This is a genomic window from Fictibacillus sp. NPDC058756, assembly GCF_042746035.1.
Lineage (GTDB): Bacteria > Bacillota > Bacilli > Bacillales > Fictibacillaceae > Fictibacillus.
The window spans coordinates 2,866,370-2,891,654 of record NZ_JBHYPU010000001.1; the positions used below are offsets into that span (position 1 = coordinate 2,866,370).

General features: G+C 38.6%; 29 protein-coding genes. 8 read left to right on the forward strand and 21 right to left on the reverse strand.

Annotated elements, in window-relative coordinates:
- Nucleotides 1-12: 12 nt before the first annotated feature.
- The 6 genes from ACFW35_RS14710 to ACFW35_RS14735 all read right to left on the reverse strand — a co-directional run bounded on the left by ACFW35_RS14710 (nt 13) and on the right by ACFW35_RS14735 (nt 4,655).
- The gene (locus ACFW35_RS14710; RefSeq protein ID WP_379846766.1) at nt 13-531 is read right to left on the reverse strand and encodes a GNAT family N-acetyltransferase; all 519 of its coding nucleotides are present in this window, start codon (nt 529-531) and stop codon (nt 13-15) included.
- Nucleotides 532-599: 68 nt separating this feature from the next.
- Nucleotides 600-1,139 (reverse strand): hypothetical protein, encoded by a 540-nt coding sequence (locus ACFW35_RS14715; RefSeq protein ID WP_379846767.1) that lies wholly within the window; start codon nt 1,137-1,139, stop codon nt 600-602.
- A 193-nt stretch (nt 1,140-1,332) separates the two neighbouring features.
- A complete protein-coding gene (locus ACFW35_RS14720; RefSeq protein WP_379846769.1) occupies nt 1,333-1,818 on the reverse strand; it encodes a methylated-DNA--[protein]-cysteine S-methyltransferase in 486 nt (161 codons plus the stop codon).
- On the reverse strand, nt 1,811-2,719 hold the full coding sequence (locus ACFW35_RS14725) for a DNA-3-methyladenine glycosylase family protein (protein ID WP_379846771.1): 909 nt from the start codon (nt 2,717-2,719) through the stop codon (nt 1,811-1,813). The genes ACFW35_RS14720 and ACFW35_RS14725 overlap by 8 nt, the downstream gene beginning before the upstream one ends.
- A complete protein-coding gene (locus tag ACFW35_RS14730; protein WP_379832908.1) occupies nt 2,706-3,287 on the reverse strand; it encodes a bifunctional transcriptional activator/DNA repair enzyme AdaA in 582 nt (193 codons plus the stop codon). Before ACFW35_RS14730 ends, ACFW35_RS14725 begins: the two co-directional genes overlap by 14 nt.
- A 150-nt stretch (nt 3,288-3,437) precedes the next feature.
- On the reverse strand, nt 3,438-4,655 hold the full coding sequence (locus ACFW35_RS14735) for an MFS transporter (RefSeq protein WP_379846773.1): 1,218 nt from the start codon (nt 4,653-4,655) through the stop codon (nt 3,438-3,440).
- 190 nt (nt 4,656-4,845) lie between these two features.
- On the opposite strand from ACFW35_RS14735, the gene ACFW35_RS14740 reads away from it, so the two are divergent.
- Entirely contained in the window at nt 4,846-6,942 is a 2,097-nt protein-coding gene (locus ACFW35_RS14740; protein ID WP_379846775.1) for a DNA topoisomerase III, read from the forward strand.
- Nucleotides 6,943-7,387: 445 nt separating this feature from the next.
- Here ACFW35_RS14740 and ACFW35_RS14745 read toward each other — a convergent pair whose 3' ends face one another.
- Nucleotides 7,388-9,136 carry an alkaline phosphatase D family protein gene (locus tag ACFW35_RS14745; RefSeq protein WP_379846777.1) on the reverse strand — a complete coding sequence of 583 codons (1,749 nt, stop codon included), beginning with the start codon at nt 9,134-9,136 and terminating at the stop codon, nt 7,388-7,390.
- A 308-nt stretch (nt 9,137-9,444) separates the two neighbouring features.
- On the opposite strand from ACFW35_RS14745, the gene ACFW35_RS14750 reads away from it, so the two are divergent.
- Complete coding sequence (locus ACFW35_RS14750) at nt 9,445-9,600, forward strand: hypothetical protein (protein ID WP_379846779.1); 156 nt, start codon at nt 9,445-9,447, stop codon at nt 9,598-9,600.
- A gap of 32 nt (nt 9,601-9,632) precedes the next feature.
- Here the strand turns inward: ACFW35_RS14750 and ACFW35_RS14755 are convergent, their stop codons facing one another.
- The 5 genes from ACFW35_RS14755 to ACFW35_RS14775 all read right to left on the reverse strand — a co-directional run bounded on the left by ACFW35_RS14755 (nt 9,633) and on the right by ACFW35_RS14775 (nt 14,829).
- Nucleotides 9,633-9,959 carry a hypothetical protein gene (locus ACFW35_RS14755; protein WP_379846781.1) on the reverse strand — a complete coding sequence of 109 codons (327 nt, stop codon included), beginning with the start codon at nt 9,957-9,959 and terminating at the stop codon, nt 9,633-9,635.
- Nucleotides 9,960-10,067: 108 nt separating this feature from the next.
- Nucleotides 10,068-11,912 carry a PAS domain S-box protein gene (locus ACFW35_RS14760; protein WP_379846783.1) on the reverse strand — a complete coding sequence of 615 codons (1,845 nt, stop codon included), beginning with the start codon at nt 11,910-11,912 and terminating at the stop codon, nt 10,068-10,070.
- 594 nt (nt 11,913-12,506) lie between these two features.
- On the reverse strand, nt 12,507-12,740 hold the full coding sequence (locus tag ACFW35_RS14765; RefSeq protein ID WP_379846785.1) for a hypothetical protein: 234 nt from the start codon (nt 12,738-12,740) through the stop codon (nt 12,507-12,509).
- A gap of 237 nt (nt 12,741-12,977) precedes the next feature.
- Nucleotides 12,978-14,327: a hemolysin family protein gene (locus ACFW35_RS14770; RefSeq protein ID WP_379847519.1), complete on the reverse strand. Its 1,350-nt coding sequence runs from the start codon at nt 14,325-14,327 to the stop codon at nt 12,978-12,980.
- A 190-nt stretch (nt 14,328-14,517) separates the two neighbouring features.
- A complete protein-coding gene (locus ACFW35_RS14775) occupies nt 14,518-14,829 on the reverse strand; it encodes a hypothetical protein (RefSeq protein WP_379846787.1) in 312 nt (103 codons plus the stop codon).
- A 164-nt stretch (nt 14,830-14,993) separates the two neighbouring features.
- Between ACFW35_RS14775 and ACFW35_RS14780 the strand changes: the two genes are divergently transcribed.
- The 4 genes from ACFW35_RS14780 (at nt 14,994) to ACFW35_RS14795 (ending at nt 16,957) form a co-directional block, all read left to right on the forward strand.
- Nucleotides 14,994-15,644 carry a hypothetical protein gene (locus ACFW35_RS14780; protein WP_379846789.1) on the forward strand — a complete coding sequence of 217 codons (651 nt, stop codon included), beginning with the start codon at nt 14,994-14,996 and terminating at the stop codon, nt 15,642-15,644.
- Between the two features lie 408 nt (nt 15,645-16,052).
- Nucleotides 16,053-16,265: a helix-turn-helix transcriptional regulator gene (locus ACFW35_RS14785; protein ID WP_379846791.1), complete on the forward strand. Its 213-nt coding sequence runs from the start codon at nt 16,053-16,055 to the stop codon at nt 16,263-16,265.
- 21 nt (nt 16,266-16,286) lie between these two features.
- Nucleotides 16,287-16,658: a hypothetical protein gene (locus ACFW35_RS14790; protein WP_379846792.1), complete on the forward strand. Its 372-nt coding sequence runs from the start codon at nt 16,287-16,289 to the stop codon at nt 16,656-16,658.
- Between the two features lie 20 nt (nt 16,659-16,678).
- Complete coding sequence (locus tag ACFW35_RS14795; protein WP_379846794.1) at nt 16,679-16,957, forward strand: DUF3784 domain-containing protein; 279 nt, start codon at nt 16,679-16,681, stop codon at nt 16,955-16,957.
- 43 nt (nt 16,958-17,000) lie between these two features.
- Here ACFW35_RS14795 and ACFW35_RS14800 read toward each other — a convergent pair whose 3' ends face one another.
- Entirely contained in the window at nt 17,001-18,524 is a 1,524-nt protein-coding gene (locus ACFW35_RS14800) for an MDR family MFS transporter (RefSeq protein ID WP_379846796.1), read from the reverse strand.
- Between the two features lie 258 nt (nt 18,525-18,782).
- Between ACFW35_RS14800 and ACFW35_RS14805 the strand changes: the two genes are divergently transcribed.
- Nucleotides 18,783-19,229, forward strand: coding sequence for an OsmC family protein (locus ACFW35_RS14805; protein WP_379846798.1), 447 nt, complete (start codon nt 18,783-18,785; stop codon nt 19,227-19,229).
- A 132-nt stretch (nt 19,230-19,361) separates the two neighbouring features.
- Nucleotides 19,362-19,589, forward strand: a complete 228-nt coding sequence (locus tag ACFW35_RS14810; protein WP_379846799.1) for a hypothetical protein — start codon at nt 19,362-19,364, stop codon at nt 19,587-19,589.
- 74 nt (nt 19,590-19,663) lie between these two features.
- On the opposite strand, the gene ACFW35_RS14815 is transcribed toward ACFW35_RS14810, so the two are convergent.
- The 8 genes from ACFW35_RS14815 to ACFW35_RS14850 form a co-directional block, all read right to left on the reverse strand.
- Complete coding sequence (locus ACFW35_RS14815) at nt 19,664-20,050, reverse strand: gamma-glutamylcyclotransferase family protein (protein WP_379846801.1); 387 nt, start codon at nt 20,048-20,050, stop codon at nt 19,664-19,666.
- A gap of 251 nt (nt 20,051-20,301) precedes the next feature.
- On the reverse strand, nt 20,302-20,586 hold the full coding sequence (locus ACFW35_RS14820; protein WP_379846803.1) for a hypothetical protein: 285 nt from the start codon (nt 20,584-20,586) through the stop codon (nt 20,302-20,304).
- 36 nt (nt 20,587-20,622) lie between these two features.
- Entirely contained in the window at nt 20,623-20,946 is a 324-nt protein-coding gene (locus ACFW35_RS14825; RefSeq protein WP_379846805.1) for a hypothetical protein, read from the reverse strand.
- A 23-nt stretch (nt 20,947-20,969) separates the two neighbouring features.
- On the reverse strand, nt 20,970-21,524 hold the full coding sequence (locus ACFW35_RS14830) for a VanZ family protein (RefSeq protein WP_379846807.1): 555 nt from the start codon (nt 21,522-21,524) through the stop codon (nt 20,970-20,972).
- Nucleotides 21,525-21,593: 69 nt separating this feature from the next.
- Nucleotides 21,594-22,346: a gamma-glutamyl-gamma-aminobutyrate hydrolase family protein gene (locus ACFW35_RS14835; protein ID WP_379846808.1), complete on the reverse strand. Its 753-nt coding sequence runs from the start codon at nt 22,344-22,346 to the stop codon at nt 21,594-21,596.
- A 213-nt stretch (nt 22,347-22,559) separates the two neighbouring features.
- Nucleotides 22,560-22,745 (reverse strand): hypothetical protein, encoded by a 186-nt coding sequence (locus tag ACFW35_RS14840; protein ID WP_379846810.1) that lies wholly within the window; start codon nt 22,743-22,745, stop codon nt 22,560-22,562.
- Nucleotides 22,746-23,154: 409 nt separating this feature from the next.
- Nucleotides 23,155-24,825: a M3 family oligoendopeptidase gene (locus ACFW35_RS14845; RefSeq protein ID WP_379846812.1), complete on the reverse strand. Its 1,671-nt coding sequence runs from the start codon at nt 24,823-24,825 to the stop codon at nt 23,155-23,157.
- 127 nt (nt 24,826-24,952) lie between these two features.
- Entirely contained in the window at nt 24,953-25,285 is a 333-nt protein-coding gene (locus ACFW35_RS14850; RefSeq protein ID WP_379846813.1) for a hypothetical protein, read from the reverse strand.

Here is a 25,285-nt window from a genome sequence, read left to right on the forward strand (position 1 = left end):
TTCTTAAAAATCCTATGAGACCGTATCAAAAGCTGGCGGATAAACAATTTTTCCTTTGATATGATCTAGAGACCCTTCTTTTATCTCTAAGGCCATGAAAACTTCATCAGGAACTGGGAATGGCGCCTCAATTCCTTTGGTTATTGCTGGTACAAAACCGAACTTTGGATAAAATTCTGGATGGCCTAAAACAACTGCATGCCCAAAACCTTGATCTTTAGCTCTCTTTAACCCCTCATCTACTAACAATGATCCTACACCTCTGTTCTGGTGTTCAGGAACGACGGCCATAGGAGCAAGTGCCAAAGTCGGGATTTCATCCTCCCCTGATTTAATGTGAACGATACTAAAAAGAATATGTCCGATCAGTTCTCCATCAGCTTCAGCAACTAAGGAAAGCTCTGGCACGAACAGCTCTGAATTCCTAATCGCATTTACTAATCTCGATTCATTGTCACCTTTAAAAGCCAAATCGTTTATTTGGGTGATGGCTTTTTGGTCTCCGCTTCTTTCTGCTATGATTCGTATCATGACAATATAACCTCCTTAAGACAGAAAGAACTGCTCCCTCATGTGAGACAGCAGTTCAGTTATTTCTATTATTGTAGTTCGTTGATGAATTTTCCAGGAATTAATTTTAAGTCTTCGTGAATCGTGTTTAACTTCTCTTCAAAAGCTGTGAACAACTCGTCAGCTTCTGTCGCTTTTGCTTCGTCATCTAAACCGGCAACTTTTGCTTCATATGACTTCTTCAGCTCTTCTAAAGCACCTTTAACCGTTGCTTGGTTTTCTTCTGATAATTCAGTTGGAACTTCAACTGATGGAATTTCAGCTACCGCTTTTTCTCCAGCTGTTTTTGCATCAGCTTTCAGCTTATCAAGCTCTTCTTTCGGAAGTGCTTCTTCGCCTTCTTTTTCAAGACCTGCTGCATATGCATTGAATGCAGCATGATATTCTCTAAGCTGCTGCATCAGTTCACCTTCAAAGTTAAGAAGAGTGATTTTTTCTGTATTAGCATTTTCTTTTTTCTCTGTAGCTGCTGCTGGTTTTGCTTCTTCTTTCGGCTTTTCTTCTTCCTTGCTGCAACCTACGCTAAGTGCTAGAACTGCAGCTGCTGTAACTGCTAAGAATTTTTTCATTGAGAATGCCCCCTATATCTATATTTCTATTTTTTGGAACTTTCTCATTTTAATACTTTTTCTTACTATTGTAAATATTAAAGTTTCGACTTTTATAAAAGTTTTTAAAAATCACTCTTAAAGCTTAATATGATTGAATTATCGGACTATTTTAAATAATCTTGATTTATTATTAAAAGTTTTATCACTATAATTATATAGTGATTTTCCTAATCTCCCTTTCGTGAGTTAACAGCCATTCTTTTCTCCAAAGTCCACCTGCATAACCCGTTAAACTTCCATTGGAACCTATAATTCTATGACATGGTATGACGATACTCAGCTTATTTTTTCCGTTCGCGTTCCCTACCGCTCTGATCGCTTTCTCGTTTTGCAGAGAGTTTGCGATGTCACGATATGACGCTGTATCTGCAAAAGGAATCGTAATAAGTGCATTCCAGACTGATTGTTGAAATAAGGTTCCTTTCTGTTCATGAGGAAACGTAAATATTTGACGCTCTCCTTTAAAATATTCGTCGAGTTGTTTATAGCAATCTCTTAATACCTTTGGGATGTCAGGCTGATGCTCAAATGATAAATCTCTATCAACAAACATAATAGATCGGATACTTTCTTCACTGCCTATGATTTCTATGACACCGATAGGAGATTGATAGTCTAGCTTATATCCCTTATTCATATAATGACCTCCAAAGATAAAACGTGGCATAAGCTTCCCAGCCACTCCAATTTTTTGCCAATTCAATAATTTCATCTTGATTCGGTTTAGCAGCCAGATTCAAATGCTTTTTTATCGCATTATGAAGCCCTGCATCTGCGACAGGAAAAGCTGTTGTCTCTAACAGGCATTTCATCATAACGTAGTCTGCCGTCCAAGGTCCTACACCTTTAATAGATAGAAGGAATTGGTGCTGTTTTACTGGATCTTGTAACTCCATTAACCATTTTTTCGATAACCTGCCTGATGCCATCTCTTTCGCTGCACCGATCACATACTCAGCTTTTCGGCTTGTAAATTGCAATTTTCTTAAATCGTCTGTATTAAGATTTGCGATTTTTTCAGGTGAGGGATAATGCCAATAAGATGTGTTCTCATATTCTCGCTTTTCACCAAAGTTCTCAATAAGACGCTTCTTTAATGTATAGGCGAACTTCAGATTGATCTGCTGACCCATTATTGCCCACGTGATCGCTTCAAACAAATCTGGAATGCCGATGATGCGCAACCCGTAATACTTTTTTGCCAAAAGCTGCAAAATAACATCTTCGGAAGCCATCTTATAAAAATCTGTCAGGTCCCTTTTAAGGTCAAACCAATCATATATGTAATGAGCAACATCATCTTTGCTTCTGTCTGAGGGCTTGCCGAACGGAAACTCGATGATAAGACTATTATTCCAGCTGCTTATCTTCAGTAGCACCTCTTCTTCGCTTGTGTCTACTAGTTTCATCAGATACTGATCATGAATATGATGCAGCTGTTCCAGCTCAGATCTTCCAAGAAAAACAAGGCATTCTCTATAATTAAATGCCTCAGGCAGCATCATCTCGACATGGTTTCCCCTATCAATCCACTGCATTTTTAGACTCCGATAATCCTGCAGATTTCCTGTAATCGCTCGGCGAGCATTTTTTCACACGGCGAAATGCTTTATAAAAATTGGAGGGACTATGGAACCCTGCCTCAAAACAGATCTCCAAATTCGTTCGATTGGTCTTTTTTAAAAGATATGCAGCCTTATCTACTCGGATCTTCTCGAGATATTCACGCGGAGTTTCGCTCATCTCTTCTTTAAAAAGACGCTCCAAATAAAACGCACTTACACCAACATGGTCAGCTATATTTTGCAGAATGACTTTTTGATTATGATTGTTTACCAAATACGCGGTTGTTTTTCGAACCAAATCAATCTGTGGACAGTGTTCAATTTCCGGTTGGCACCTCTTGCATGCGCGGTAACCCGCCTCTATACATTCTGATATTGACTCATAAAACGTTACATTGATTTTTTTCGGTTTACGGGACCTGCAGGATGGTCGGCAAAAAATCTTGGTCGTTTTAACAGCCGTGTAGAACAATCCGTCATACGACCTGTCACATTCCATGATCTTATCCCACATTTCATCAAACAACATTTTTACATGCATGACATACATCCTCCATCCGCCTTGTTTATCATTATTTTAACAGTGCACACTTCAAAAATCGTCCTCAATCTTGCTGTTATGGTCTGTCCTTAGTTAGAAATTTTCTATCCATAAAAAAAGAGTGACCAATAGGCCGCTCTCTTCTTTTTATTATTTTGTTACTGCAACAGGTCCACGCTTATTGCGGTTCCCCTTAGCCATATACTGAAAAAGAATGACAGATGCGATAATAAACGATGTGATCCCAAACCCGATCACCATGTTAAAGAAGCCGATCGTATCCAGGAACAACCCTGTTAAAAGCATCAATGCCTGGAAGATAATATTATCGACCATCCCTTTGATGGAGAAGAATCTTCCATGATAGTCAGATGGTACATCTGTTTGAAAAATCGTTGTAACAACCGGAAAAAGTGTTCCAGCAGAAAGACCGAACAGTCCGAATGAAAGTATTGACATGACCGGATGATCTGCTAAATACAAGGATGTATGTGCTGCCGCGATGATAAACGTAATCGCAAACATGTATAACAGCTTGGGGTTGTCACGGAAGAATTTTTTAGACAAAAACGTTCCGATGAATACACAAACTCCTTCTGTCGTATAAAGAATTCCTTTTACTCCTGGGTTGTCCTGCAAGTCACTGATTTCAATAACCATCAAATTAAATCCTGCCAAAAAAAGATAAGCAGGAATCAATAAAAAGATTCCATAAACCACTTTCGGCTGATTCTTCACGATTGGATACAGCTCACCAAGCGTTCTGAAAAAGCTTTCCTTTCGGCCGGTCTTATCTGTTTCTTTCGGCTTTTCCTCTACATTAAGAAAGAAAGTTGAGATTAAAAGAATGACATAGGAAATCAACGTTACCGTGTATACAGCGAAAAGTGACATTCCAACCAGCATAACACCGCCAAGCGCTGTTCCCACGATCCTAGAGGCTGTGAAGATATTCATGTTCACGCCGTTTGCATCCAAAAGTTCTTCTTTTTTCACGATCAAAGGAAGCATTGTCTGCATAGCAGGCTGCGAAAAAGTACCTGATATACCTATAACGAGCGTATAAACAACCATCCACCATACATTATTGTAGGCAATTGCCAGATACATAAAAAAGATAGCTGCGCATCTCGCAAAACCAGCATAAATGAGGATCTTCCTCTTATTGCTTCGGTCGATAATTCTGCCTGCCATCGGTGCCAGAAAAATCCCTACAAGAAATCCAGCTAGAATAATGAGAGCTTGCAAGAAGGACGACTCCACATTCTTTTGCAAAAATTCAAGATTGCCGATAATCCCTACCCACAATCCCGTACTCGATACTGCCAGACCAAACATCAAAATTAAAAAATTCCGGTTTCTCCACATGTTAACTTTCCCCTCTCAGCCCCACCGAAACTGCTATACAAAACGTCTTTTAAAAGTACTCAACAAAGTTAAGTATTCTTGTTTTAGTATACCAGTATTTTGAAAAATCGGCGTGAAAATTCTACTCATTTCTTTCCTCTTTTTATACTCTGTTATAATGACTAAAGTAGAAGTTGGAAAGGGGTACGCTATGAAACAACTGATTCTTGCTGAAAAGCCGAGTGTGGCGCGTGATCTTGCCCGAGTGCTTGGCTGTAAGCAACAAAATAAAAGCTATATTGAAGGGCCGAAACATATTGTAACGTGGGCACTCGGACACCTTGTAGAATTGAAAATGCCTGAAGACTATGACAAACAGTATAAACAATGGCGATTAGAAGATCTGCCGATCATCCCAAAGCACATGGGATTGAAGGTAATCCGCCAGGTTAGTCACCAGTTCCGGGCGATTGAACAGCTTGCAAAAAGAAAAGATCTAAGTGAGCTTGTTATTGCAACTGATGCAGGGCGTGAAGGTGAACTTGTCGCCCGGTGGATCATGGAAAAAGTAAGATGGCAAAAGCCGGTGAAGCGTCTTTGGATATCATCGCAGACGGATAAAGCGATTCGCGATGGATTCAACCAGTTAAAACCGGCAAAACAATATGACAACTTATATCAATCCGCGGTCTGCCGTTCTGAAGCCGATTGGCTGATCGGGTTAAATGTGACGCGTGCACTCACAACTAAATATAATGATCCATTGTCTGCTGGCCGAGTACAGACACCTACCCTTGCGATGATTCTAGAACGTGAGCAAGAGATCAATACGTTTCAGCCAAAAGAATTTTGGACGATTGATGCAACAATCGGTCTCTTGAAGGCGTCGTGGGAAAACAATGGTGAAAAGCGTATTTTTGATGAGAAAAAAACAGCAGAAATCGTAAATAAGGTGAAGGAGCAGTCAGCAACAGTTGAGTCTCTTATAAAGAAAGAGAAAACAGAGGCTCACCCAATGCCATATGACCTGACAGAACTGCAGCGAGATGCAAACCGCCGATTTGGTTTCTCTGCAAAAAAGACATCTTCAGTTCTGCAGAAACTTTATGAGCAATATAAGCTTGTTACGTATCCAAGAACCGACTCGCGTTATTTAACAATGGATATGGAAAACACGATGTACGATCGTCTTCAGGGAATGTCGGGTGGATACCGTGAAGAAGTTCAGCCTCTTTTGAAGCAAAAAGGGAAAGTCGTTGCGAAGAAAGTTTTTAACGACACAAAAGTTACGGATCACCATGCCATCATTCCAACAGATGAACCGCTGCACCTCGGTGACCTCGATAATGACGAACGAAAATTATATGATTTAATTGCACGCCGCTTCCTTGCTCTCTTTTACCCGGCATATAAGTCCGAAACGTTAACGGCTACGTTAAAAGTTGCGGGTGAATCATTTATCGCGAGAGAAACTTTAGTGCTTGATGCAGGTTTTAAAGTATTATCAGGCAAAGAAGAAGAATCTCCTAGAGCTTTAGCTAGTTTAAAAGAAGGTCAAACACTGTCAGTAAAAGACGTTAATCTGGAGAAGAAGCTGACTGAACCGCCAGCACGCTTTACTGAAGCAGACCTTTTATCACGGATGGAAAAATACAGCCTGGGAACGCCAGCCACACGTGCAGATATTATTGAACGCTTGCTTGGTTCTGAAGTTTTGGATCGTAAAAACAATAAGCTGCACCCTACTCCGAAAGGAAAACAGCTTATTGAACTTGTGAACGATGAGTTAAAATCACCTGAGCTGACAGCTAAGTGGGAACTAGAGCTTGAAGCTATAGCGCGCGGCAATGGCAACCCTAAAGAGTTTTTAGAAAATATCCGCAAGCAGACGAAGCAGCTGGTAATGGAAATCAAAACGAGTTCACAGGAATACCGTGCTCATAACTTAACAGGCTCAAAGTGTCCAGAATGCGGCAAGCTTCTTAAAGAAGTTAAAGGGCGTGACGGCAAAGTGCTCGTATGCTCTGATCGTGAATGTTCATACCGCCGCCGTAAGGATCCGAAGCTGTCTAACCGACGCTGTCCGCAGTGCAAGAAAAAAATGGAACTGCATAATGGAAAAGCGGGCACATACTTCCAATGCAAGCCGTGTAATATCGTTGAAAAAGCAGATGAAATGAAAAAGAAAGTATCCAAACGCGAAGAACGGCAGCTCATGAAAAAATACAGCGCAAAAAGTAAAGAAGAAGAAGGATTTGGAAACAGTTTAGCTGATGCTTTGAAAGCTGCGATGAAGGATAAAAAATAAGGCTGTTTTCGCATACATTGTTGCTTTTAAAAGTAGTTGATTTCCGCTCCAGGCTGCTCACTTTCCACGGGGCGTGCGGTGAGCCTCCTGCCGCTTTGCGCCATTAGGAGTCTCCACCTGACCGCTCGTCCCGTAGGAGTCTCGCACCTTGCGCTCCAATCAACTTACAAATGATGAAAATAGAAAAAGCCCATAGCAACAATCCTTTAGAAAAGAGCCAAAAATAAACAGGAAGCCGGCTAAAAACAAATTTAGCCGGCCATTTTTATTGAGGTGAGAACTATTTTACGGTACGTGTTCTTATATTTATTACACGTTCGCTCAAAAATCTCTATCTTCGCTCAAACTACGTGCGGTTTCGCTCAGAATCTTTGTTTTTCGCTCAACATCGATCATAGACATAAAAAAATGACCAAGTAGAGCTTCCTCTTGGTCACTTTTAACATTATTGTACCAGTATTCCATTCTTCTTCATCTGTTTTTCATGCGCTTTTCCATGCGCACGATTGCGGTCTTCTTCTACTTCTGCTGATATCTTCACACCTGTCGGCACTAAATTTGAACCCACTTGTTTCAACCCTGCTTGATCCTTTTGATACACAAAGGATGCCCGAGTTGAGATATCCGCCCCAGGCGAGGTAACAAACGGCAATACCCGATAATCTGCACGCCACTCTTCTGGTGTTACTGTGCAGCGAACGTATCCGCGATAATCATTAAAAAACTTAATGTGCGGATTTAATCCCATGATCTTATCTGTATCCGCACGCTTATCGGCACCATTACCACCAGAAGTGATGGAAGTGCCGACGAATTCTGCGCCGATTACTTTTGAAGCCGGATCATCATAGTCTGCTTTCAAATCACAGGCCCAGCTCGCATGTACATCCCCTGTTAAGACGATGATGTTATTTAACTTTTTCGATTGAACAAAATCTGTAATTCTTTGTCGTGATGCCGTATATCCGTCCCATGCATCCATGCTGAAACGAGGTGCAGTACTTGTCCCATAGTTGCGCTGTGCAAAAAAGACTTGCTGTGCGAGAATGTTCCAATGTGTTTTTGAGTTGCCTAGATTAGAAATCAGCCAATCTTCTTGCTCTTGACCGGTCAGAGTTCTGTTTGGATCCATTGATTCCTCTGATGGCGGTTTACTTCCGTCCCCGTTCGCTTGATCATCACGGTATTGACGCGTGTCCATGACATTGAACGCCGCTAAATTTCCGTACGTGAAATCACGATACAATAACATGTCCGCACCATGCGGCAATGAAGATCTGCGTAACGGCATATGCTCATAATACGCTTGATAGGCAGCCGCACGGCGTTTTACGAACGCTTCTACAGACTGGCCTTTCTCGGGAATCATATTGGCATAGTTGTTTTCCACTTCATGGTCATCCCATGTCACCACCCAAGGAAAAGCAGCATGTGCAGCTTTTAGGTTAGCATCTGAGCGGTATTGCGCATAACGGTTACGGTAGTCTTCTAGTGTGATAATTTCCGGCCCGCTATGTGCGCGAACATTCCCTGATGGAGATACATATTCATTTGGCCCATATTCGTAAATATAGTCACCGAGGTGAATGACAAGATCAAGTTCTTCCTCAGCCATGTGCTGAAATGCCGTATAATAACCGTGTTCATATTGCTGACAGGATGCAAATGCAAAAGTCATGCTGGAAACTTCTTCCCCTTTTTCAGGAAGAGTCTTTGTCTTACCGATCGGACTGTTTTCATTTCCGCTTCTGAAACGATAATAATAAACTTTATTCGGCTTTAATCCCTCTACTTCTACATGAACAGAATGAGCAAGATTCGGCTGTGCTAATTCTGTCCCATGTTGAATTACCTTTGTGAAATTTTCGTCATTGGCTATCTCCCATTTCACAGGAACTGCCTGATCTGGCATTCCTCCGCCATTCTGCGGATCTGGTGCAAGTCTTGTCCAGAGCACAACACTGTCAGATAACGGATCACCAGAGGCAACTCCTAGTGTAAATGGATAGTTTCTGAACCTAGGTGCTGCATTCACTTCAAACGCCCCAATTGATTGTGCAATCGTTAACCCTAATGAGAGACCCGCAATTTTTCCTGCACCTGCTAAAAATTTTCGGCGGTCCAGCTTTCGCTTCTCCAAGCTGTCTTCTGTCAGCTTCTTAATCCATTCATCCATTGGTCTTTCATCTTTCATGATGTTTCCCCTTTCAAAATGAATTTTCAAACAACACTCATTATAAAGATGGTTTGTTAAGAAACTATTTCCTTTGTAAACCGTACAAAAATGTGAAAAAGAAATAGCTGGGACTTTTTCATTACATTTTTTATAAGAAGAATTGAAAATCGAATGAAAGAATAAGAAATCACCAGTGAAAGATTAAAAAGCATCGACACTTTCGGCTTATTTTTTTTAACAATTCCTTTAAACAAAAAACGAGAGATATTTTCTGCAGGAAATTGATATAATTAATCATAATACCTTCAAAGAAACAGGTGAACATGATGGCATTTAAGCGAAGGAAAAAGAGAAAAGAACAGTACCAGCATTACACTTGGTTTGATTTGTTATGTGATGTATTGTTCTTTGTTCCAGAGTTGTTGATTGGGATAATCCGATTGCTTGGAAGAGGCATTTGGAGAATGTTTGACGGAATATAAAAAGGACCGAATTAGAATTTCGGTCCTTTTTTTTATTCATTAATTTCATCGCGCCATTGCTGTTTCCATGCCTCAACTTTGGCGTTAATTTCTTTTTGTACACGTACTGCTTCAGCTTGTTTTTCTTCTTTAATTTTCTTGAAATGTTCATTTCTTAATTCTGCGCTGGCGCCTGCAAGATCAATAACTTCATTTCCTTTCTCCCGTGGAATAAGGTTATTTTGCTGAAGAAAGTATACAGCATTTCTTATACGGTTTCCTTCGTTCGTAGAGATATGAAATAAAGGGTTATAAATATCATTCATTCGTTTTTGTACATCAATATAATCCTGGCCGCTTACACCCTGCGTCCAACTCACTCACAGGATATTTACTTAACAGCTCATTTGCTTTTTCAATCGCTCCTGCTTGGTCAAAAAAAGAAAACCGCCATCTGTTAGGAAAAAAATAAAGCTGGATTAACCACACTATGGTAACACCAGCTTATTATTATTTACATTTTTCTTTAACGTGACAGCTACAGTCGTACCTTGACCAGGAATACTTTCCACTTTTAAGCTGCCTTGGTGTTCAGTAATAATCTTATTACTGATCGTAAGACCGAGACCGATACCCTTTTCTTTATTAGTAAAGAACGGAACACCAATCGTTTTCAGGCGTTCCTCTTCAATACCGACTCCAGTGTCTGCAAAGATAAGTTTAACAGCTCCATCCCTCTCTTCTTCAATGCCAATCGTTAAAACTCCACCATTGCTCATCGCTTCGATCGCGTTTTTAATAATGTTTATAAACACTTGTTTAATTTGATTCTTTTCACACGCTACAAACAAAGCCTTCTCTTTAAATAAAAGACGAATCTCAACATTGTACAGATTAGCTTCTGTTGCGAGAAGCATGACCGTATCCTGAAGGAGCTGGACAAGGTTTACTTCTTTGTCCATTTGAAGAGCATCTGGTTTTGCCAAAGCCATAAATTCATTAACGATATGCTCAATTCGGTGCAATTCCTCATAAATGACTTCATGATAGAAATGTTGTTTTTCCTGATCAATCTCATTTTGTTTTAATAAGCTAAATAGCCCTTTGATTGAAGTAAGGGGATTACGAATTTCGTGAGCTACACCTGCTGCAAGCTCACCTAACACAGCCAGTTTTTCACTGTTGCGAATATATTCTTCAGCTTTTTTCTTTTCAGTGATATCTCTGGAAATAAACACAATCCCTTCAACTATTCCGTTTTCAGAAAGCATCGGCATCCCTTTACCTTCAAGGAAAATTTCCTTCCCAGATGCATGTATTTTCCGAAATACAAGCGGCTGCGGGTCCTCTGAAGCAGCAAGAAGCTCTATATACTTCTGAACAGAAGCGTGATCTTCACCGTGAATAAACCTAAATGCGTCTTGTCCAAGTAATGTTTGCGGATCGATGCCTAGTATGTCCTGATATGAAAGTGATGCAAACAAATACTTCCCTTTAGAATCAATTAAACAGATTAAATCGTTGCTATGTTCAAGGATAATACGGTGAGTGTGTTCACTCTTTTTCAACGCATACTCTGCTTCTTTACGCTTTGTAATTTCCCTTGTAGCCACAACGGCATAGCGGATGGAGTTTTCTTCATTTACTGGAGTTCCCTGTGATTCAAGCCAAATATATGAGCCATCCTTTTTCTGATAACGGTATTCTACACTCAGAGGGGTTTGTTCTGTAATCATTCTCATAAACTCCGAGATCACGTATGAACGGTCTTCAGAATGCACTAAATTAAAAGGAGTGGTTCCGATTGCTTCAGTTTGTGAGTAACCAGTAACCCATTCATAAGAAGGAGTCAGATAAGTAAATACACCTCTGTCGTTGACCAGGCCAATGATATCAATCATATTCTCTGTAATTAGGTTTAAGTGATCTAACGTTTCTTTCTTCTCAAGCTTTTGCTTCGTGATATCCCGGATAATGATTTGTGTAGCATCGGATGAAAACATGAGCGGGAATCCAATCACTTCTAAGATAATACGGTTTCCTTTTTGAGTAATCCAAGTCTGTTCGCTAGGCATTGGTGCAACGCCATTTTTGCTAGACTGAATTCTTTCTTCGACTAAACCATGTATTTCTGACGGGAGATTGTCCCAGATTGGTTTACCGATGATGTCTTCTTCTGCTTCTAAAATCTTTTTTGCTGCGGGGTTAACATACATCCACTTACGGTCTTCCTGAATTAGAAAAGGAATCTCAGAATGCTCAAATTTCTTTGCATATCTTTTAATTTGGCTGATTAGTCCGTCTGCTGCTGGATGACCATCTGGAATCTTCATATCTACCCTCCATCGCAAAACGCCTGTTCCAAGAGAGACGTTTATTTAATTAACTAAATTATAAACATATGTCCTTTTATAAATAAAGAAATTTTTACATGAATATCCTTAATATTGGAAAAAATTACAATCAGAAAATACCGGAGAGTTAACTAAGAACTGGAGGAATGTTAAGCTTTTTTTCATATAGGTTCTTACTTTTCAGAAATGAAAAATTCGCAAGTCTTATTGCGGTTCTTCTGTCTAAATTTGTTTGCTAGACCATGAGGATGTGTTCTTGTTTATAGTAGAGCATGCTTATAACCACTGTTGTTTCGTGGGGATATTGGAATATATCAATGTCTAATAAATCACCTCCTGAAATCACTCAAAAAAAGCGGTAACGCGAAGAACTTTTCATCTTCTTCAACCCCTTTATATTGTTTCAAGCTAGATGTCTTGCATTTAAAAGTTTTATTAATTAAATAATAAAATCTGCTAGTTTATTTGTCAATAAATTCTGTCAATTTTAGTCGATTTCCCGGGAAATTAGTTGTGCTATTTTGTAATATTTTCGATAAAAAAGGAAAAAAGACGGACAATACCCGTCTTTTATTAATTTTTATTTGGCGGCTTTTCATTGTCAGGTGATGCCTGCCCACCTGCACCTGATGAATCCTTATCATCTTTAACAGGTGGATTCTCACGTTCTTTATCAGAGGAATGGTGTGACACGGATATAACTTGGAAGCCCGTTCCATACAGCTGCTCGTTAAGTTTTGATTCTACTTCTCGACCTTCATGCAATACTCTTTCATCATATTCAAGCTCGACAGTAATTGATTTCATTGTGTATCTCCTCCTTTTATACATTCGTACCCGACTCCGAGATTTGTAAACAAGGGCTGTCCCAAAAGTAAGTTAAACTTACTTTTGGCAGCCCCGATTTTTTTATTTTTACAAAATAAAAAATAAGTGATTTCTTCGAATTTCAGCTATCTAATCGATAATTTTGTCTAAAAAAGGTTTAAATAGAAAGGAGCTGACTCAAAGTATAAAAACTTTTGAGTCAGCTCCTTTTAAGGTTTAAGCCTCTTTTTCAATTAGTGTATGTTCAGCATCTTCAACTGACGCATCACTTTCTTTATCCACTTCTCTTTTAGAGATTTCAATTTTCTTAACTTGGTGTCCATCGATTTCAATAACTTTGAAATCATAGCCTTCATATATGATAACTTGCTGTTCTTGAATCTCGGAATTCTGAGATAGCACCCATCCGCCAATCGTGTCTAGTTCACTATCATCTATTTGAAGCCCATAAATATCATTTACTTCTGATATCAGCACTTTCCCATCAAAATGTTTCACATTCGGGCTTATAGCTTGAATCATAGGGGATTCATCTTCGTCAAACTCATCTCGAATTTCACCGACAAGTTCTTCCAAAATATCTTCAATGGTTACGATACCTGCTGTACCTCCATATTCATCAACAAGGACAGCCATATGAAAGCCTTTTTTTTGAAGCTTTAACAATGTTTCTTTAATTGGTGTATTTTCAAAAACGCTAAGAGTTGGTCTTATATAATGCTCAAGAGGATATTCCTTTCCTTTAATCAGATCAAAGAATAATTCTTTTGCATTGACCATACCGAGCACATTATCTTTATCTTCACCCACAACAGGGTAACGTGTATATTTTTCTTCAGCAATGATGTCGATGTTTTCCTGCATTGTATTATCAAGATACATACAAACCATCTCTGTACGAGGGACCATAATCTCTTTTGCAGTTCTGTCATCAAATTCAAATACTTTTTCTACATAGCTGAATTCTGACTTGTTGATTTCACCACTTTTGTAGCTCTCACTTAAAATTAAACGGAGCTCTTCTTCTGTATGTGCCATGTCATGTTCTGAAGCTGGCTTCAAGCCAAACATTCTCACTAGAAGCTGTGCACTTCCATTTAAGAACCAGATGAATGGATACATTACTCTATAGAAACCAATCAAAGCAGGGGATAGCATCAAGCTAATTGACTCAGCTTTTTGGATCGCTACAGTTTTTGGTGCTAGTTCACCAAGAACCACATGTAAAAAAGTAATAGATGAAAAGGCAATAGCAAATGACAGAGTATGAACAACTGCCGAGCTTAATTCCATGCTTTTAAATACCGGACCGAGTATGGCTTCTACAGTTGGTTCACCCAACCAGCCAAGTCCTAAAGCTGTGATTGTAATCCCTAGCTGACACGCTGATAGTGACCCGTCAAGGTTCTCTATGACCTTCTTGGCGGCAATCGCACGCTTGTTTCCTTCTTCGGCTAGCTGATCGATCCGTGATTTTCGGATCTTTACGATCGCAAACTCTGCTGCTACGAAAAAAGCTGTTAGTAGAATTAATACGGCTACTGCAAATAATTTCAATAAGGTCAAACTGTCCAAAAAGACTCCTTATACCCCAAACACTCTGGAATATAAGTTGTCACCTCCTAGGGTTTATAAATTTTATTTATTTAGAAAAGTATATCATAAAATACAAGAACTGACTGAAATAACGACTTTCCATTTCTTATAGATAAAATTTTCACCGAAAAATCTTGTTATTCTGCAGTCAATTCTCTTGTTATTCTGCAGTCAATTCTAAGGTATCCAGGTTCACATCTCTCATAAGTACCATTTTGTTTTCTTTTTCATTATAGAAATAGACTTTCATTTGATTATCCTCTACCTGTTCCGTATCACCACTAAACAAACCGAAATACCCATTTCCAAGCGGAACAAGGTTTTTATGAAATTTACTTTCTTGGTATGACATATCTTCGTAGTTATGATCAACTGTTACATTGCTGCCGCCGTGAGAGAATAACATAATAATCGCAATTACGATTAATGTGATCCGAATCCTGCGCAGCTCATCACTAAAGTCAGAATACATACATGTCCCCTCTTTCTTTGCCCACTTTTAATTTTACCATAAAAAGGAATGTCCGATTGATTCATGACTTTTTATGGTAAAATTGATGGAAGACTTACCCATTTAGAAGTGGTATTCTTATTACTGGAAATTATATACCAGATTTGAAAGGATGCTGACTTCAAGTGGATTTTGTTTTGGACAATAAGTGGGCGTTTCTTATTCTAGCGGAAGTCATTTTCTGGGTATCTACGCTTTCGTTTTTGATCGTAAGATACTGGTTTAATCTGAAAAGACTCAGCACCGCCTTCTTTGTATTATTTATCGTAAACGATTTATGGATTGCCACAATGGGTTATTTTGATTATTTGAGGACTGGCGAATTTTCTGCTTATCAAATCATTATTTTAATCGTAATCGCGTATGCATTTCTTTATGGAAAAAGTGATTTTCAAAAACTTGATGGTTTTATACAGCGAAAAGTGGCAAAATGGCGCGGGCTGCCTGAACCTGAAATAGCGAGTCTAAAACCGCTTTATGGAGCAGAGCATGCCAAACAAGAAAGAAAAAATTTGTATGGACACTTACTCATCTTCTCAGCGGTCCAGGTATTGTTCTTTTTTATGTTTGGTTTATCTGAAGCTGTTTCCTCTCTTCAGCTCGATACCCTGTTTGAAGATTGGTATGATCAGAAGGAAACGGATTTGTTCTATAAAAATGATACAGCCAATAACGTTACCCGTATATGGGCCCTCATTCTTGCTATTGATATCGTCATTTCATTGTCGTATACCATTTTTCCGAAAAAAGAAAAACAATTTACACATTCAGCTTAAAATGCATCTCTTTTGAGGTGTATTTTTTTAGCTGTTTTTGTAAACTTTGTTGTTTGTAAGAGGTTAATTTCCGCTACAGGACTCGCTTTCCTCAGGGTGGGCGGTGAGCCCCCTCGTCGCCTCGCGACATTGAGTGGTCTCACCTGTACCACTCATCCTGCAGGACAAGGAAGCTGCGACAGCGTTACATCGCACGAAGAAAATGCGATTTTCAATTTCGAGGAGTCTCGTCCTTTCGCTCCAATTAACTATGCAATGAAGATTTTTGGGCAAAATCTCTCAGATGCAACAAACTTTTAGAAAAGAGTTCAGCCCAGAGTTTTTTTGATTTTATTGTAATATATAATTGACATTTTTAATATATATATTACAATTAAAGTGTATATTTGGAAAGGATTGGTGTTTTCCTTGAGTGAGTTCACAATAAAAAACAAAGTGAAAATCGCCCGAATTGAAAAAGAAAACTTAACTCAAGGTGATTTTGCCAAACTTGTAGGAGTCACACGGCAAACGATGAATTTAATTGAAGCACAGAAGTACAACCCGACGATCCGTGTATGTTTGCTCATAAGCAAGTACTTAGAAACACCAGTAGATGAATTGTTTTGGATTGAAGAATGATACAAAAAGGGGTGTCTTGGTATGAACGTAAACTATTTTAACGTTTTTATCTCAGCGGTTGCCTGCTTTAGTTTAATGAGTTTAGTAACATCCGATTTACGCTGGGGCTTTCTTGCAGGTCTAGTTGTCTTAGTTGGCGGGTTAAAATACCTCCGCGTTCAAAAAAGAAACGCAAATGATGAAATCGAGTATGACGAAAGAGTCAATGACAACCTCAGAAAGTTCACCCTTCAATCTTTTGCTTTTTCCATATTAATTCTTCTTGTTTATTTACTAGTCTCCCAGCTTCTGTTTAAACAACACTTGATTCAAGTTGACTACTTAATTATTTTTATCAGTTTAACTTTCATGATCAGCTTTTTTATTGGACCTTCTATTGTTAGAAAACGATAAAAAAATGAGGGGATTAAAAGATGAACAATACTTTATTAATTACTGCAGCTGTTCTGTTGGTATTAGCCTTTCTGATAGGCGTAAAGAAACAAACATGGATTTTATCTGGCTTTAATCAGCGAAGAGTACATGATCTGGACCGATTGGCTAAGCTTGTAGGTTCTTATACTTTCATTATTGGTCTAGCCATGTTAGTGGGTGCATTCATTGATAGCCCTAATACACAAATTCTGTTTCCTGTTATGGTAATCGGTTACGTAATCCTCTTAGGTTATGTAAATACAAAAATGGTTAAATAAATAAGAAGACGCTTGGTATCACATTCAAGCGTCATTTTTTATGCTATTCAGATTTCAAACTTTCTTTTGCAGAGGTTTTCACTCGCTCATTCCCCATTAACAAAATCACAAAGGCTGATATGGCTATCGGAATAAGTGCATACGTGAAAACAGTTGCGATTGAATCTGACACCGAAACAGTTATACCTTCAAGAATATCGGAAGGTATTTTGGATCTCTCTTCGGGTTGGAATACTTTTTGAGGATCTATGCTGCTAAATGTTCCTTTCGCTGTTTCACCCTGTCCTTGCAGGTTCTCACTTAATTTTTCATAGAAAACGCGGTTCTGAAGTGCTCCAAAGATTGTTACACCTATCGTCATCCCTAAAGAACGAAGAAATGCGTTTGTTGAGTTGGCTGATCCGCGGTGACGGAAATCCATACCGTTGATCGTTGCGGTCGGCAGCAATGAAAACGAAAAGCCCATACCAAAACCAACAAGTATCATAAATAAGGTAAGCATCAACCTTGTAGTATCAGGTGTTATACCACTAAGCATGTACATCCCTGTGAAATAAGCAATGACTGAAACAATCATAAGATTTCGGAAGGTTGTCTTGGTCTGGAAGATACCACCCACCATACTTCCCGCTACAGATCCCAGCATCATTGGCGTAAGAATCATTCCAGCACTCGTTGCTGACCCGCCATAAACTGCCTGAACAAAGATCGGGATAAATACCGCCAAAATTATAAATGTGCCGCCATATAAAAAACCTAGAATTTGAGACGTTGCAAAAAGGCGTCTTTTAAACATCCAAAAAGATATAATCGGCTCAGTCGCTTTTTGCTCCACTGCAAAGAACACTATAAAAAAGACTGTGAAGATCGTGAACAAAGCAACAATTGGTGTTGAGTCCCATGCGTATGCCTTCCCGCCTAGTTCAAGGGCAAACATTAAACTAACAACGGCAACAACAAGAGTGATCGCACCCCACCAGTCAATTTTTTGTTCGCGGTGTTCAAGGGTTTCACTATAATAACGGTAAATGAGATAAAAGGATGCTGCACCAATCGGAACATTAATATAAAACACCCAATGCCAGCTGATGGCATCCGTAATGAACGCTCCTAGCAAAGGACCAAGAACACTTGAAGTTCCAAAAACTGCTCCCAGAAGCCCTGTCATCTTCCCCCTTTTCTCAGGTGGAAAGATGTCAAAAACAATGGTGAAGGCGATAGGCATAAGTGCCCCGCCGCCAATTCCCTGAATAGCACGGAACGCGATCAGCTGCTCCATACTTTGAGCCAGTCCGCAAAGCATAGACCCCATGAGGAATACCACTAGTCCAAAGATAAAGAACCGCTTTCTTCCATACATATCTGAAAGCTTGCCGTAGATCGGCATTCCTGCCATAACAGCAACCATATAAGATCCTGTTACCCAAACAAATTTATCAAAGCCGCCAAGATCTGCAACAATCGTCCCCATCGCGGTAGCGACGATCGTGTTGTCCATGGCAGCCATTAAAATACCCAGCAATAAACCAGCAACAACCAATTTCAGATTGTTATCCTTATGTACCATCTTGCCATCTCCTAAATTATCCTTAATAAGCTTAAGTATACATGAGGGACTGACCCCCAACAATTTATTTCCCACTCTGGTTTTAAGTTTTCGCTAAGGGTGTTTGCTCCATTTCACACCCATTTCGACCTCAGTTTTATTTTATAGCCATACAATCTATAAATTACACGACAAATATTTCTTCATAAACAGCAAATGTGACGTGTCAGTTAATATGCTTTACACTAGAGATATGTTAAAGAGGGTGGGATATCTGAGATGGCTCAACATGTTTTTCATTTAAAAGCACATTGGCCTGGAGGTCGTAATGACACAGGATCGATTGCAACGAAGAACCTTAAAACAATTGTATCGATCCCGCCAGAAATGGACGGTCCTGGAATTGGAACGAACCCGGATGAAATGCTTTTAGGAGCGGCTGCAACTTGCTATATCATCACACTTGCTGCCATGATAGAGCGAAGCAAGGTGGATAAAATAGATTTAACGATGGAATCAGAGGGATTTGTAGATGTTACGGATGGTGTCATCACTTATGAAAAGATTACTCATAGACCAGTCGTCACCATCAAACAAGAGCAGTCAAAAAAACTTTCGACATTGCTGCAAAAACTCGCTATAAAGGCCGAGCATTCGTGTATGATTTCACGAGCATTGAAAGGTAATGTCGAAGTAGAAGCGATTTTGACGATAAAAACCCATTAAATCATGAAGAATAGGTCTTGTGTTACCTGTACTTCCCAAATTTATTATGATACCATAAAAGTTAATCAAGGAAAATATTTTATTATTTGGGTTCTTAGGTGATCCCCCATAATAGGAAGGGGACGATGTATCATGAACCAACAAGATGTGAAAGCTATACTTTTAAACTTGCAGAACAAACAATATATTGAATCTGATATTACACACACCTTTAGTGAAAACAATAATGCCGTTTTTTCTGTCAAGTACTCCAAGAACGAGGAGACTTTCGAGGTTATTCAGATTGAGACTAACTCCCTAGAGAAGTTTAAAGACGTAGAATCTGCCGTTCAGTCCATTAGCACAATGATTATCAGATAGAAAAGCAGTTGATTCTCCATTTATATTAAAAGAGGTTACCATGATTCATGGCAGCCTCTTTTTTGTTTGTCTTTTTATTTTTTGCGTAAAATCCAGTCATTCCCGTCTATCTTGTTAAAATGGTCTTTTATTGAAGTCATCACATAAACAATTGCTTCTTGTTCTCCTTTTTCAGTTGTAACTTTAGTTATTATCCGCTCATACAAATTATTTGCACCATTCTCTTCATAATCTTCAAGCCTATCGAGTTCTTTTAACTGTTCAGATGATACTCTATAAAGCTCACCTTTCACATGAACTTTACCGCTTTCTAATAATAATGCCGGATAGCCCCAGCCAGTATCATAAAGCTGTCCTTCAATCATACAATTCTCTTCCAAACACTCCGCCTCGTTCAGGTAATATGAATATTTCTCACCTTTTCGCAAAGATCCATATATAAATACAAGATGATCTTTCATTTTTGTAGGAACCTCCTTGTCCATCGTCTATACCCTCAATGGTATTTATAAGCTGAGAACATCTTTTATAAGCCCTAAATAGGAATTTATAGGCCGTAAAAATAATTTAAAAGCCGTAATTTTATTTTATAAGCCGTAAATGATCTTTTATAGACTTTTCGACAGCAACCAAAATTCTTTTCGTCAAGAATACCCCGCACATACAAAAACCTCAAACACATTTCATGTTCAAGGTTTCATTTCATTATATTCTATTTAGGCTGTAAAATAGTCTGCTGTGTAGGAACTCCGCCAATTGGTACAGTTCGGTCACTAAATTCATAAAGCTTCCCATCTACAAGGAATTCCCTTCCGCCTTTATAGACTGCCTGTTTCCTTTCTTGCTCTAACTCCTTACCTATCGCTTTCGCATATTCCTTTAAATCAGTATAACGATCATCCAGAGTTAAGGTGATATTCCCTTGTTTATATCCCAGCAGCCAATTCATAAAGAAAAGCACAAAGAGAAAAGTTATAAGAATGTACAATAGCATCATTATGAAATTCGCACCTCTTCTAGAGCTGGAAAATTTCTATTTCGCATCAATTATATGTTCATTCTTCTTTTTACGGCCGCCTCTTGCAGCATCAACAAACAATACAAGAGCTGTTACAATATGCATGGCCATACCTAAAAACGGTATAAAACCTACAACAGATGTTATTAATCCTAAAACGCTGCCGTAAAACCTTTCTTTTTGCACCACACAAATAATCAATGTAACCAAGTGGAGAACGAACATAAACTGAAGCGGTGCCCAGCCGGAACCTACAATGATGAGTCCGCCTAAGAATGGAATTCCAAGAAATGCTTCAATTCCGCCTGTTACCCATTTCAAAAGTCTCGATATACCCATAAGACAACCTCCTCGATAAATTTCTATCCTATCTTACGGCTTACAACTGGAAAAGTTTCCTTTTGCAAAATTTTAGCAATTACTTTAAAAGTAATCATTCCAATAAATGTTCCTGCAGAGTTTAGGATTAGATCATCTACATCGAAAGAGCGATATCCCAATTTTAATTGGCACAGCTCCATAACAAGTGAAACCAAAAAACCGATTGAAACGCCTTTCCAAAATTTCATCCTATAAAACCTAAGCAATAACGCAAAACCAAAAGGCACAAATAAGAGAATATTCCCGCCTAAATTACGAATAGGAACCATGTAGTAAAAGTGATTGAGGGAATCAACTATACTCTTAAAAGGTATTACATTATAAGACCGTTCTATTCCAGTTCCAACAAATTGATATGGATTAAAAAAAGGAAAAGGAAATGCTGTTACAAAATAAATAAGCATAAAGCCAAAAGGTATAGCTGCAGCCATAATTTCTCTTTTCATCGAAAACTCTCTTCTCCATGCAAAGATTACTGCTCTTACAAAAATCCAAAGTATTGTAAAAAGCATCATTAATATAAGTAAATCTTTCACATTATCCACTACCCTGTTTTCTTTTCATCGTAACAAAAAACCCCCAACAATTGGAGGTTTTTGTAAAATCTATTTCTTCGTCTTACTTGCTGCTTCAATAAAGGTTGTGATGATCGCCATCATGTTTTTGTTTTCATGTCTAAGTTCTTCTGGATGCCATTGTGTTCCAAGCAAGAATGTAGCCTCTTCGTCTTCAAGCTCGAGCGCTTCAATTATACCGTCTGCAGCTCTTGCTGCCACGCGCAAGCCTTTACCTACTTCTCCAATTGCCTGGTGGTGGAAGCTATTAACCGCTACTTCCTTTTCACCAACGATTTTATAAAGTTTACTATTTTCATCGATGGTCACAGTGTGAGATGGCTCAGTTCTCGTTGCAGATGTTTGGAAGTGGTTGATGCTGTCCTCGAATTCACTTACTACATCCTGAACAATCGTACCGCCATAAGAGACATTCAATAAGTGATATCCTCGGCACATCGCCAAAATCGCTCTTTCATTTTCGCGTGCTTTTTTTACTAATTCAATTTCAAAATCATCACGATGTTTATTCACTTTTTTTACTTTAGGATGTGGCTCTTCCCCATATGTTATGGAACTGATATCCTCACCGCCTGTAAAAATAATTCCGTCACACAGTTTTGCATAGTAATCAGCTTCCTCAGGTTTTCCCATCGGAATTACGACGGGAACTCCTCCAGCATCTCTGACGGTTTCCGCAAATTTATTATAAACAACGATCGTATCCACATTTTCACTCTGTGTTTCAATTGTATTTATAGACATAACAGTACTTGTAAGTCCTATCAATGGTTTCTTGTTCATCGTTATACTTCCTCTCAATTTGTATTACTTCCTCATATGTATCCCTTTTGACCGGTTACTAAACACCCATTATTTATCATTCCAATAGGGAGTATGAAATTATTCCCTTAAAATAATCATATTGAACTATGTTATCTGATGCAGTGTCTTTGAACCGCATAGAAAAACAGCTCACCCGCGTGAGCTGTTTCTGCTTGTTCTTAACAGGACCCATTATTGCATGGGAGTCTGCTGTTTATTTGCTGAATATACTAATTCAATGTCACCGTTCTCTTTCACCCTTTTGACGATATATGTTTTCTCAACACCTTGTTCGGTATTGTGAAAGGTTATTTTATCGCCCTCTTCAAAATCAGATGTACCAGTATCCCAGATTTTCTCGTCATCCTGTTTTCTCATTACCCTTCACCCCTCAATCTTCCGAATAAATAGCCTCTGTAAATATGCAAGACAACATTCTTTTCCCTATTTTCCCTCTTCATAGGAAGAATAACCGTCAAACTAAACATTTAAGTCTTAATATGCATAATTTACGTCTCGTTATTGAGAAATCCAGTGTACACTCTCCTTTAGGCACTGGAAATAGAGTCCGGCTCAATATCGGAATAGGTGTGTCGGTGTATCAGAACGAAACTCTCTCACCAACCGGTTTTGACAAGAATTTATGGGCACCTCTTCAAAATTTAAGTACAAAAATAAACAAGAATGTTGTAAAAAATGGGCACCTTACTCTTTATAGTTCTACTAAGGCTATTAAATTCCTTTAAAAAGCATTTAAATTCTTTAATTATTTACGAACATATATTTATTAAACAGTCAGGAGATCCAATTCCTTAGCTACGAATTCCATTAGTTCCGCTATTGTTTTTGATGAAAAACTAAATTTCACCCCTGCCGCCTCATACACTTCAGGAAGTGATTTAGAACTTCCAAGCTTCAGTGCTTCGATATAATTCTCTATCGTTTTTTCAGGGTTCTCTTTGTATTGTTTATACAATTGCAGTGCTCCAAGCTGAGCGATTGCATATTCAATAAAATAAAAAGGAACCTCAAAAATGTGAAGGATTTTCAACCAGTTCTTTTCTTTCCAATCCTCATAGCCATCCCAATTAACAATCGAAGAATCGTATCGTTCCTTTATCTCGCCAAACTTTTTGTTTCGTTCTTCCCAAGAATGATTTGGATTTTTATATAGCCAATGCTGGAATTGATCAACGACAATTATATATGGAAGAAGCATCACTGCTGATTTTAAATGATCCTTTTTTGCACGCTTAAGTTCTTCTTCACTTTTATAAAATTCGTTCCAGCGTTCTGCTGTCAGCAACTCCATACTCATACTGGCGAGTTCAGCTGACTCCATCGGTATTTGTTTGTTTGCATAAACTTCCTGATCTCTTTTCAGCATATCATGAATGCCATGGCCCATTTCATGCATGAAGACAATTAAATCACTGTCTGTGTTTGACAGGTTCATAAAGATAAAAGAAAGTCCTGTTTCCGGCAAAGATTCACAAAAACCGCCTTGTGTTTTACCCTTTCTGCTCTTTAAATCCAGAAGTCCCTTTTCATTCATCTCATGTACGAGGGAACCAAATGACGGATGAAGCTCACCCAGCACTTTAGATGATTTGTTTATCAATTCTTCATCAGAGTCTACGGGTTTCAATGGCTTTTTGCTGTCAGGTGCACCCGTAACATCCCAAGGTCTATATACCTCAACATTCAGTTCTTTCTTATGCTCCTTTTCTAACTGCAAAGTAAGAGGCACGACATGTTCTCGGATTGATTCAGCAAGCTGATTGCAATCCTCTGGTGTGTAATCAAAACGGTTGTATTTCTTAAACATATACTCTGTATAGTTTGGAAGGCCTGCGTTCTCAGCTTTTTTTACACGAAGCTGAATCAGTTCATCCAATATTTTTTGCACCTTTTCTTCTTCCTTTAAGATTGGAGTATACATTGCACCCCAGGCTTTTTCTCTCGTATTCCGATTGGAATCTCTCGCATGCACATAAATATCACTTAACGTTACCTCTTCACCTTCCCAGTTCGCAGTCAAGCTGCCTGCAATCTCGAAATACTGATTGACTAAGATATCTTCCTGCTTTTCAATCTCGAGGTTCGCTTCCTGAAAAAGTGCAAACTGTACGCGCAGCTTCTTTTTAAATTCACCATATTCACTATCCGGAAGATCGCTTAAGAAAGGTGATTCTAACAGCTTCTCATCTAGTATAGATTGATACTTTTTGTACAGCGGCTTTATATGCTGCTGATCGAACTCATATTTCCTTTTGTTCTCCTCATCATCACTCTGACATTGAAAGGTGATATAGTGCCTCATCATCTTTTCTTCAACTTTTTCGTACAATCTCTTTTGATCAGATAAAAAAGTTTTCAAGTCTTCAGCAGAACTGATATGCACGTTTACAAGGCTATCAAACTCTTCCTTTAAACTTTTAACATTTAACACGTCCAACCTAATCCCTCCATAGTCATTCTACCTATCACCTTATCACAGATAAGGTAAAATATGTAATTCTTAAATATGAAGAAAAGCTAACTCTTCAGCATCATTACTGCCTTTTTGAGTTAGCTTTTAATCGTTAATCTAAATACCACGATAAAATCCCGTATTCGAATATGCTTATTTCGTATTGAAAATCAATTTTCACATCGTTCTTATAATCTTCAAACTCTTGTACAATATAACTTCCATTCATGTTGAAGACTTTATACAAGTCTTTGTCAGCTACTGTATATGCAGGTTTTTCATCAGGAAGAATTGCTAGTTTCACGGTATTTTTTTCGTCTTTATTAACGATGTTTAATACCGTTTTTGGAATAGAGCTCCCTTTTTTCTCATTATTATCACTGCATGAGCGAATCACAAAAATAATTGCAATGATTGTTATGACAATATAAATGAGTTTTCTCAC

Coding starts and splice junctions, on each gene's coding strand:
- ACFW35_RS14735 (WP_379846773.1), bottom strand. CDS start 4,655: ATGTGGAGAAACCGGAATTTTTTAATTTTGATGTTTGGTCTGGCAGTA.
- ACFW35_RS14730 (WP_379832908.1), bottom strand. CDS start 3,287: ATGCATGTAAAAATGTTGTTTGATGAAATGTGGGATAAGATCATGGAA.
- ACFW35_RS14725 (WP_379846771.1), bottom strand. CDS start 2,719: ATGCAGTGGATTGATAGGGGAAACCATGTCGAGATGATGCTGCCTGAG.
- ACFW35_RS14820 (WP_379846803.1), bottom strand. CDS start 20,586: ATGATGCTATTGTACATTCTTATAACTTTTCTCTTTGTGCTTTTCTTT.
- ACFW35_RS14840 (WP_379846810.1), bottom strand. CDS start 22,745: ATGAGAAAACAGGATGACGAGAAAATCTGGGATACTGGTACATCTGAT.
- ACFW35_RS14740 (WP_379846775.1), top strand. CDS start 4,846: ATGAAACAACTGATTCTTGCTGAAAAGCCGAGTGTGGCGCGTGATCTT.
- ACFW35_RS14800 (WP_379846796.1), bottom strand. CDS start 18,524: ATGGTACATAAGGATAACAATCTGAAATTGGTTGTTGCTGGTTTATTG.
- ACFW35_RS14710 (WP_379846766.1), bottom strand. CDS start 531: ATGATACGAATCATAGCAGAAAGAAGCGGAGACCAAAAAGCCATCACC.
- ACFW35_RS14760 (WP_379846783.1), bottom strand. CDS start 11,912: ATGAAGATTCCAGATGGTCATCCAGCAGCAGACGGACTAATCAGCCAA.
- ACFW35_RS14720 (WP_379846769.1), bottom strand. CDS start 1,818: ATGAATAAGGGATATAAGCTAGACTATCAATCTCCTATCGGTGTCATA.
- ACFW35_RS14795 (WP_379846794.1), top strand. CDS start 16,679: ATGAACAATACTTTATTAATTACTGCAGCTGTTCTGTTGGTATTAGCC.
- ACFW35_RS14835 (WP_379846808.1), bottom strand. CDS start 22,346: ATGAACAAGAAACCATTGATAGGACTTACAAGTACTGTTATGTCTATA.
- ACFW35_RS14750 (WP_379846779.1), top strand. CDS start 9,445: ATGGCATTTAAGCGAAGGAAAAAGAGAAAAGAACAGTACCAGCATTAC.
- ACFW35_RS14815 (WP_379846801.1), bottom strand. CDS start 20,050: ATGAAAGATCATCTTGTATTTATATATGGATCTTTGCGAAAAGGTGAG.
- ACFW35_RS14765 (WP_379846785.1), bottom strand. CDS start 12,740: ATGAAATCAATTACTGTCGAGCTTGAATATGATGAAAGAGTATTGCAT.
- ACFW35_RS14745 (WP_379846777.1), bottom strand. CDS start 9,136: ATGAAAGATGAAAGACCAATGGATGAATGGATTAAGAAGCTGACAGAA.
- ACFW35_RS14715 (WP_379846767.1), bottom strand. CDS start 1,139: ATGAAAAAATTCTTAGCAGTTACAGCAGCTGCAGTTCTAGCACTTAGC.
- ACFW35_RS14790 (WP_379846792.1), top strand. CDS start 16,287: ATGAACGTAAACTATTTTAACGTTTTTATCTCAGCGGTTGCCTGCTTT.
- ACFW35_RS14810 (WP_379846799.1), top strand. CDS start 19,362: ATGAACCAACAAGATGTGAAAGCTATACTTTTAAACTTGCAGAACAAA.
- ACFW35_RS14775 (WP_379846787.1), bottom strand. CDS start 14,829: ATGTATTCTGACTTTAGTGATGAGCTGCGCAGGATTCGGATCACATTA.
- ACFW35_RS14825 (WP_379846805.1), bottom strand. CDS start 20,946: ATGGGTATATCGAGACTTTTGAAATGGGTAACAGGCGGAATTGAAGCA.
- ACFW35_RS14805 (WP_379846798.1), top strand. CDS start 18,783: ATGGCTCAACATGTTTTTCATTTAAAAGCACATTGGCCTGGAGGTCGT.